This window comes from uncultured Abyssibacter sp. (assembly GCF_964000955.1).
Classification (GTDB): Bacteria; Pseudomonadota; Gammaproteobacteria; order Nevskiales; family OUC007; genus Abyssibacter.
Map to the genome: position 1 here is coordinate 1 of NZ_CAXFCL010000190.1, position 8,201 is coordinate 8,201.

Below are 8,201 nucleotides of genomic sequence, written 5' to 3' on the forward strand. Positions count from 1 at the left end.
AAAACCCGCTTGACGCCGGTTTCAAGCCGCAACATCGGCTCGGTGGGCGCGCGCCGCGGGGCTGGCCCGGGCACCTGAACCGTCATCGGGCGCCGGTGGGTTTCTCCAGCGCGTAGATAGCGTCCCTGATCCCGTCCAGCCGATCGTCCATGGCCGCCAGCGCGTCGGCCAACCCCTGGTTGTAGAAGTGACTGCCGATTTCCTCGGCGAAGAAATCGAGCAGGAACTCGGCGTCGAAACCGCCGATGTCCTGACTCAACTCCTCCTGAAAGTAGAGCTTGATCTGCTTGACGATCTCCGCTTTCTGCTCGGTGGAGAACTCGATCTTGCTCATCGCGCCGGACGGCCGGTCCGGTTCACGCCCGGCCGAGCATCGAGCGCGCGATCACTTCCTTCATGATCTCCGACGTTCCGCCGTAGATGCGCTGCACCCGGGCATCGGCGAAGGCGCGGGCGATGGGGTATTCGCTCATGTAGCCGTAGCCGCCGAACAACTGCAGGCAGCCGTCGGCAACGCGGCACTGCATCTCGGTGCTGGCGAGCTTGACCATCGCCGCGGTCGGCACGTCGAGCTTGCCCTCGGCGTAAAGCGCCGCGCACTGGTTGACGAAGGCGCGGTTGACCTCCAGATCGGTCTTCATCTTCGCCAGCTCGAACCGAGTGTTCTGGAAGCTGCCGATCGCCTGGCCGAAGGCCTTGCGGTTCTGCACGTACTCGATGGTCTGCTCGATGCAGCCCTGCGCGGCGCCGACCGCGGTCACGCCCAGCGCGAGCCGCTCACGCGGCAGTTCGTCCATCAGATGGCCGAACCCGCCACCGGTTCGACCCAGCACCGACGATGCCGGTGTGCGCAGATCGCTGAAGTAAAGTTCGGAGGTGTCACCGGCATGCTGGCCGATCTTTTCCAGATTGCGGCCGCGGCTGAAGCCGTCGAGATGCGTGTCGATCAGGAACAGCGTGGTGCCACGGGCGCCGGCCTTGGGATCGGTCTTGACCGCCAGGATCACCAGATCGGCGTGCTGACCGTTGGTGATGAACGTCTTCTGACCGTTGATGATGTAGTCGTCACCATCGGCCACGGCGTTGGTCTTGATCGCCTGCAGGTCGGAGCCGGCACCGGGCTCGGTCATGCCGATCGCGCCGACGGCCTCGCCGCTGGCGAGCTTGGGCAGCCAGTAGGCCTTCTGCTCCTCGGTGCCGAGGTGGGAGACATAGGGGGCGACGATGTCCGAGTGCACGGCCAGATTGGTTGCCAGGCTCATCATGCCCAGGCGGGCGACCTCTTCCAGGATGATGCAGGAGAACGGAAACTCGGCGCCGATGCCGCCGTACTCTTCGGCCACGTCCACGCACAGCAGGCCGGCTTCGCCCATCTTGTTCCAGACTTCGCGCGGGGCGATGCCGTCACGTTCCCAGGCTTCGTAGTCGGGGAGGATTTCCTCGCTGAAGAAACGGCTGACGTTGTCGCGGAATAGCTCGAGTTCGTTATCCATGTCTCATCCAGTTGATCGGGTGCGCGGACCCTACCACCGCTTGCGGGTGTGCGGCACGACCCCACCCGGGTGGTTGAACATGCCCAGTCCGCGCGGCTGCGAAATCTGTTTGTTCGAGGTGTGATCAGTAGTCGCTGATCTCAATGGGTGCGACCGCGGATGCGCGATTCCCCCACGCATTGCGGATGTAGGATATCACCGCGGCCACGTCCTCATCGTCGAGCTGGTGGCTGAATGGCGGCATGCCGTAGGGCTGCGGATTGGCCCCCGTGCTGGGGGCGAAGCCGCCGTACAGCACCATCCGGATCGCGTTGTTGGCCGACGGGGCGGTGACCAGCGGATTGCCGGCCAGCGCGGGGTAGGCGTAGGCGCGCCCCTCGCCGTCGCTACCGTGGCAGGTCTCGCAATGCGCCTGGTAAACCGCCGAGCCCTGCTTGATCAGATCGGCCCGACGCTGGCCCTCGACCTTGGTCGACGCCCGCGGCTCGGGTTCCGGTTTGATGGGCAGGCTGCTGATGTAGGCGATCATCGCATCGAGATCGGCATCGGTCAGATACTGCGTGCTGTTGAACACTACCTCGGCCATCGGTCCGCTGGTCACGTTGTCGCGGGAGGTGCCGGCATGAAGCAGTTGCTTCAGTTCGGCCTTGTCCACCTCGTCCATGCGTTCGGAGACGTTCAGCGGCAGCGCGTCCCATTCCATGCCGGCGATGCGTCCGCCGGCGTATTCGTAGTCCTCGCGCTCCTCGCCCAACGGGCCGCGAATGGTGTGGCAGGCGCTGCAATGGCCCAGCCCTTCGACCAGATAGCGGCCCCGGTTCCAGGCGTCCGTGCGCTCGGGCACCGGTTCGAATGTGGCGGGCCGGAAGAACAGCCGCTGCCACCCGAGCCGCGCCAGCAGCGTGTTGTACGGAAACGCCATCTCCGGTTCGGGCGTCACACGCTTCACCGGTGCCAGCGATTGCAGGAACACGTAGATTGCGTCCGAGTCCTCGCGCGTGACACGGGTGTAGTTGGTGAACGGGAACGCCGGCAGCAGAAAGGTCCCGTCCTTCGCCTGTCCGTGGTGCATGGCGCGATAGAAGTCGGCGGCCGTCCAGTTGCCGAGGCCGGTCTCGGCGTCCGGTGTCAGATTGCTGGTGAAGACGGTGCCGAACGGCGTCGGCACGCGCCGGCCGCCGGCGTAGTCCGGGCCGTCCTCGGCGGTGTGGCAGCCGATGCAGTTGCCGACGCGGGCCAGGTAGGCGCCGCGTTCGATCATCGCGGCCGTTGTGGTCGGGGTGGTCGTCGCGACGGCCGGCGGGTTCAGCACCGGCCAGAAGAACCACACCGCGAGGCCGATGACGGTGACCGCCAGCACGGCGGTCAGTGACAGAACCCACTTCATCGGCTGGCTCCGCAGGGAATCGGCAACGGGTCGGGCAGTTGCGGCAGCGGTTTCGCGCCGGTCGGGTAGGGCTGGGAGGCCAGCCATTTCGACACCCGGTCGATCTCGTCGGAACGCAACCGCTGGGCGATCGTGTGCATGCAGTCTGGCGCCGCGGCGCGGCGCGTCCCCTCTCGCCAGGCGCCAAGCTGCGCGGCGAGATACTCAGAGCGCAGTCCCAGCAGGCCCGGAATGGTCGGTAGCGCTCCGGTCAGTGCTTTCCCATGGCAGGCGGCGCAGGCGGGGATGTCGCGGTCGGGCGCGCCCTGGAACACCAGCGTCTCCGCCCCGCGCGTTTCCGCGGCGGGATGGCTGACGGCCGCGGAGTGGCGTGGTGTCTGCCCGGCGTAATACTCGGCGATGTCCTGCAGGTACTGGTCGGAAAGCACGGCGAACATCGACTGCATGATGTCGTGATGGCGCCGCCCCTTTTTGAAATTGATCAACTGTTCGAACAGATAGCCGGCGGGCTTGCCGGCGATCGCCGGAAAATAGGCATGCTCGGGATCGGAGCGACCGCGTTCACCGTGGCAGCCGGAACAGGCCTGGAGCCGCTCGCCCATCCCGGCTTCGGAGGCGGGTTCATCGGCGGCCAGCGTTCGGGTCGTGATGCCGAGCCCGATGGCCAATGCCAGCACAGCCAGCGCGATTCGGTATCCGGGAGTGGGGGAAGAGGTCGGGATTGTCACGGGGTCGGGCAGCCGTCGGATGTGAATGAGAAGGCGCAGCCGGCGGTTGCCGGGCGTGTCGACAATTTTACCGTGTCGGCGATCACTGTCCCGGGATGGCGTTTACAGGCCGTCACGAGAATCGCGGTTTCGCTACCATGACCTGGATGTATCCGGTGGTTCCCGAATAATGGTTCGCAGAGGTAGGGCTTGAGCTTATCCACAAAGATTGTTCTGGCCATGTCGGCGTTGGTGATGCTTACGGCCGCGACATCGGCGGGACTGATTTTCAGCCGGCTCAACGACCAGTTGATCGACGCGAAAATGGACGAACTGGAACGCGAGACCGAGTTGGAGGCCGCGATTTTCGTCAACCGCATCGACGAACTGCGGCGCGATGTGCTGCTGCTTGCCGGCACCCCGCCGATTCTGGGGATCGCTCGCGCCATCACATCGGGCGGGATCGATCCCGAGGATGGCTCCACCGTCGAGGCCTGGCGTCGTCGGCTCGAGGTGATTTTCCGTGAGACGCTGAACAGCAAGCCGGCCTATTTGCAGGTGCGCTACATCGGCGTGGACAACAACGGGACCGAGCTGGTCAGGGTGCATCGCAATCGCCCCGGCGAGGCGATTCAGATAATCGCTTCCGGTGATTTGCAGGCGAAGGGTGACCGGCCCTACGTGCAGGAGACGTTGCGGCGGGCGCCCGGACAGGTTTACCTGTCCGCGATCAATCTCAACCGCGAATTCGGAGAGATCCAGAGACCGAGGTTGCCGGTGGTTCGGGCGGGTGTGCCGGTTTATTTCGCGGGGCATGTCTACGGCATGGTGGTTGTCAACTTTGCAATCCAGCCCACCTTCGAGGAAATGGCGACCGTTGGCGGGCGTACCCACAACCTGTTCCTGACCAACGATCGCGGCGACTATCTGCGGCACCCGGATCCAGATCGTGCGTTCGCGTTCGAATTCGGCCAGACCATGAACGTGGTCGACGACTTTCAGTCGATTTCCCTGATACTCGATCGTCCCGCCGGTGCGCTCTCGCGTCTATCGGAGGATGGTGATCTCGTTATCAGCGGACGCGTTGTGCCGTTCGGTCCGCCGGACCTGGGGCGTCGGCTCGGTCTGTTCGTGACGGACGGCATTGAGTACGCGACCGCGGTGGCGGCCGAGGTCGCGCGGCAGGTGGCGCTGTTGTTCGTGCTGTTGGTGGGGATCGCGATTCTGGTTGGTGTCTGGTTGTCGCGCCTGGCGGTCGGGCCCATCGTGCGGCTGTCCGACGCGGTGGAGAATCTGGACCGGGACAACCCGTCGCTGGTGCTGCCCGATGGCGTATCCGGCGAGGCCAAGCACCTTGGCGAGGCGCTCGTCGATGCGCTGGAGCAGTTGCGTCAGCGCAATCTCGAATTGGAGGCCAGCAACCGTGAGCTGAAACAGTTCTCCTACATCGCCTCGCATGATCTGCAGGAGCCGGTCCGCACCGTCACCAGCTTCGCGACCCTCCTGGACGAGAACTATCGTGACCAGATGGACGAGCGTGGTCGCAAGTCCCTGGGCTTCATTCTGGAGTCCTGTACCCGCATGCAGGCTTTGATTCACGGCCTGTTGGAATTCAGCCGTCTCGGTATCGAGGCGACACCGGAACGGGTATCGCTGGAGAAACTCGTGCGGGATGTGGCGGCCGATCTTGCCGGGGTGATCGAGGAGTCGGGAGCGATGATCGACTGCGGGCCACTGCCGACGCTGACCGTTTACGGTGTGGAAATGCGCCTGTTGTTTCAGAACCTGATCGCTAACGCGATCAAGTTCCGACGCGTCGATACGCCGCCCAGGGTGGAAATTGGCGCCACGCAGGATCGTGACGGCTGGCTCATCACGATTGCCGACAACGGCATCGGCATCCCGCCCAATCAGCGCGAGAAGGTGTTCCTGATCTTCCAGAGGTTGCACAATCGTGCGACGTACGAAGGCACGGGCATCGGTCTGGCGCATTGCCGAAAGATCGTCGACATGCACCACGGTCGCATTTGGGTCGAGGACAGCGACACCGGCGGTTCGAAGTTTTGCGTGTTCCTGAAGGAGGTTCGCGGGTGACCAGGAAACTGAATGAGGTTTTGCTCGTCGACGACAACGAAGCGGATAACTTCCTGCATCGCGCCGTTGTCGAAGACGCGGATGTCGCGGAAAAGGTGACCGAGGCACTCAATGGCGAGGAGGCCCTGGAATACCTCACGACCCCTGACGAGAACGGGATGCTGCCCAAGCCCGAGCTGATCTGCCTGGATATCAACATGCCGGTGATGAACGGCTGGGAGTTCCTGGAGGCTTATGAGCAGCTTGATGAAGAGTTGCGTCAGGGCGTGGTCATCATGATGCTGACGACTTCACTGAACCCCGAGGATTCTCAGACGGCCGAGACGCGTGCATCGGTGAAGGCGTTTTCCAACAAACCATTGGGTAAGAAATCCCTGATGGATCTGCTAGACCACCATTTTCCGGGCCGCTTCGACGCTTGATCCGGCGTCGATGAAGCGACAAAAAAACGCCGCACTCGGGTGCGGCGTTTTTGTTGGTGCCGGGAGGTGCTCTATTACGCGCCCGCGGCCTTCTTTTTCAGCCGGTAGCTGTGCAGCAGCGGCTCGGTGTAGCCACTGGGCTGCGTCGTGCCTTCGAAGATCAGCGCCGAGGCTGCCTGGAAGGCGATGCCGTCGTAGCCGGGGGCCATTGGCGTATAGGTTGGGTCACCGCTGTTCTGACGGTCGACAACCTGGGCCATGCGCTTGAGCGTCTCGACCACCTGCTCCTTGCCGCAGATGCCGTGATGCAGCCAGTTGGCGACGTGCTGGCTGGAGATGCGCAGCGTGGCGCGATCTTCCATCAGGCCGACATCGTTGATGTCCGGCACCTTGGAGCAGCCGACACCGGCGTCGATCCAGCGCACGACGTAACCGAGGATGCCCTGGCAGTTGTTGTCCAGTTCGTGCTGGATTTCCTCAGCACCCGGCGTTTCGTCGCCCAGCAGCGGGATGGTCAGGATGTCATCCAGGCTGGCGTGTTCGCGGCTCTTCAGCTCTTCGATACGGTCGAACACGTTGACGTGGTGATAGTGGATGCTGTGCAGGGTCGCACCGGTCGGTGAGGGCACCCAGGCGGTGGTCGCACCGGCCTTGGGATGGCCGATCTTCTGCTCCAGCATCGCCGCCATCTCGTCCGGCATCGGCCACATGCCCTTGCCGATCTGCGCCTTGCCGGCCAGACCGCAGCGGATGCCGACGTCGACGTTCCAGTCCTCATAGGCTTTGATCCAGGGCTGGGCCTTCATCTTGGTCTTGGCGATGAACGGGCCGGCTTCCATGGAGGTGTGAATCTCGTCGCCGGTCCGGTCGAGGAAGCCGGTGTTGATGAACACGCAGCGTTGACTGGCCTGGGCGATGCACGCGGCCAGATTGACCGTGGTGCGGCGTTCCTCGTCCATGATGCCGATCTTCAGCGTGTGACGGTCCAGACCCAGCGCGTCCTCGACGGCGGCGAACAGCTCGTTGGCATAGGCCACTTCGTCCGGGCCATGCATCTTCGGCTTGACGATGTAGACCGAGCCGGTACGCGAGTTGCCCTTGTGGTCCGGGTCGCTCTTGTCGGCCTTGAGGTCGTGCATGGCGGCCAGCGAGGTCACCATGGCGTCCATGATGCCTTCGAAGATCTCGTTGCCCTCGGCGTCGATGATCGCCGGGTTGGTCATCAGGTGGCCGACGTTGCGCACGAACAGCAGGCTGCGGCCGTGCAGGCGGACTTCACCGCCGTTGGGCGCGGTGTAAAAGCGGTCGCCGTTGAGCGCGCGGGTGATGGTCTTGCCACCTTTTTCCAGTGACGTGGACAGGTCGCCCTTCATCAGACCCAGCCAGTTGCCGTAGACCTCGCACTTGTCCTCGGCATCGACCGCGGCGACCGAGTCCTCGCAGTCCATGATCGTCGTGACCGCGGCCTCGACCAGCAGATCCTTGACGCCGGCCGCGTCGGTCTGGCCGATCGGGCTGGTGGCGTCGATCTGAATCTCGACATGCAGGCCGTTGTTCTTCAGTAGCACGGCGGAGGGTGTCGCCGCATCACCCTGATAGCCGACGAAGGCCTCCGGGCTTTTCAGACCCGTGGTCGAGTCGTCGGCCAGCGTGACCTGGAGGGCGCCGTCAACCACCGCGTAAGCCTTGGAGCCCACATGGCTGCCGGTGGCCAGCGGGGCGACCACGTCCAGATGCTTGCGCGAGAACTCGATGACCTTGTTGCCGCGGACGGGATTGTAGGCGCCGCCGCGTTCGGCACCGCCGTCCTCGGAGATCGCGTCGGAACCGTAAAGCGCGTCATACAGGCTGCCCCAGCGGGCATTGGCCGCATTCAGCGCGTAGCGGGCGTTCTTGACCGGCACGACGAGTTGAGGGCCGGCCTGGGCGGCGATTTCGGTGTCGACGTTGGCGGTCGCCCATTCGACGCCGCTCAGCGCGGGGCTGTAGTCCACCGTCGTCGCGTACGAAGACAGGATCGGAACTCCGTCCGGATCCTCGATCGTCCAGCCGAGCAGCACCTCGGTGCTGGCATCGACATCCAGGACGATGTCGCCGA

Annotated in this window: 7 protein-coding genes; 2 read left to right on the forward strand and 5 right to left on the reverse strand. The window is 64.1% G+C overall.

Annotated elements, in window-relative coordinates; genetic code table 11:
• Positions 1-82 precede the first annotated feature (82 nt).
• The 4 genes from ABNS06_RS09115 to ABNS06_RS09130 form a co-directional block, all read right to left on the reverse strand.
• A complete protein-coding gene (locus ABNS06_RS09115) occupies positions 83-334 on the reverse strand; it encodes a DUF2164 domain-containing protein (RefSeq protein WP_348674065.1) in 252 nt (83 codons plus the stop codon).
• 22 nt (positions 335-356) lie between these two features.
• Positions 357-1,493, reverse strand: coding sequence for an acyl-CoA dehydrogenase family protein (locus ABNS06_RS09120; RefSeq protein WP_348674066.1), 1,137 nt, complete (start codon positions 1,491-1,493; stop codon positions 357-359).
• A 124-nt stretch (positions 1,494-1,617) separates the two neighbouring features.
• Positions 1,618-2,880: a cytochrome c gene (locus ABNS06_RS09125; protein ID WP_348674068.1), complete on the reverse strand. Its 1,263-nt coding sequence runs from the start codon at positions 2,878-2,880 to the stop codon at positions 1,618-1,620.
• Positions 2,877-3,608, reverse strand: a complete 732-nt coding sequence (locus tag ABNS06_RS09130; protein ID WP_348674069.1) for a hypothetical protein — start codon at positions 3,606-3,608, stop codon at positions 2,877-2,879. The genes ABNS06_RS09125 and ABNS06_RS09130 overlap by 4 nt, the downstream gene beginning before the upstream one ends.
• A gap of 189 nt (positions 3,609-3,797) precedes the next feature.
• Between ABNS06_RS09130 and ABNS06_RS09135 the strand changes: the two genes are divergently transcribed.
• Positions 3,798-5,681, forward strand: coding sequence for an ATP-binding protein (locus ABNS06_RS09135; RefSeq protein ID WP_348674071.1), 1,884 nt, complete (start codon positions 3,798-3,800; stop codon positions 5,679-5,681).
• A complete protein-coding gene (locus ABNS06_RS09140) occupies positions 5,678-6,103 on the forward strand; it encodes a response regulator (protein ID WP_348674073.1) in 426 nt (141 codons plus the stop codon). Before ABNS06_RS09135 ends, ABNS06_RS09140 begins: the two co-directional genes overlap by 4 nt.
• Positions 6,104-6,177: 74 nt before the next feature.
• Here ABNS06_RS09140 and ABNS06_RS09145 read toward each other — a convergent pair.
• The coding region (locus ABNS06_RS09145) for a malate synthase G (RefSeq protein ID WP_348674074.1) at positions 6,178-8,201 on the reverse strand (2,024 nt) is incomplete at its 5' end.

Bases quoted from the DNA above. Each gene is read 5' to 3' on its own strand.
- ABNS06_RS09115 (WP_348674065.1), bottom strand. From the start codon at position 334: ATGAGCAAGATCGAGTTCTCCACCGAGCAGAAAGCGGAGATCGTCAAG.
- ABNS06_RS09120 (WP_348674066.1), bottom strand. From the start codon at position 1,493: ATGGATAACGAACTCGAGCTATTCCGCGACAACGTCAGCCGTTTCTTC.
- ABNS06_RS09125 (WP_348674068.1), bottom strand. From the start codon at position 2,880: ATGAAGTGGGTTCTGTCACTGACCGCCGTGCTGGCGGTCACCGTCATC.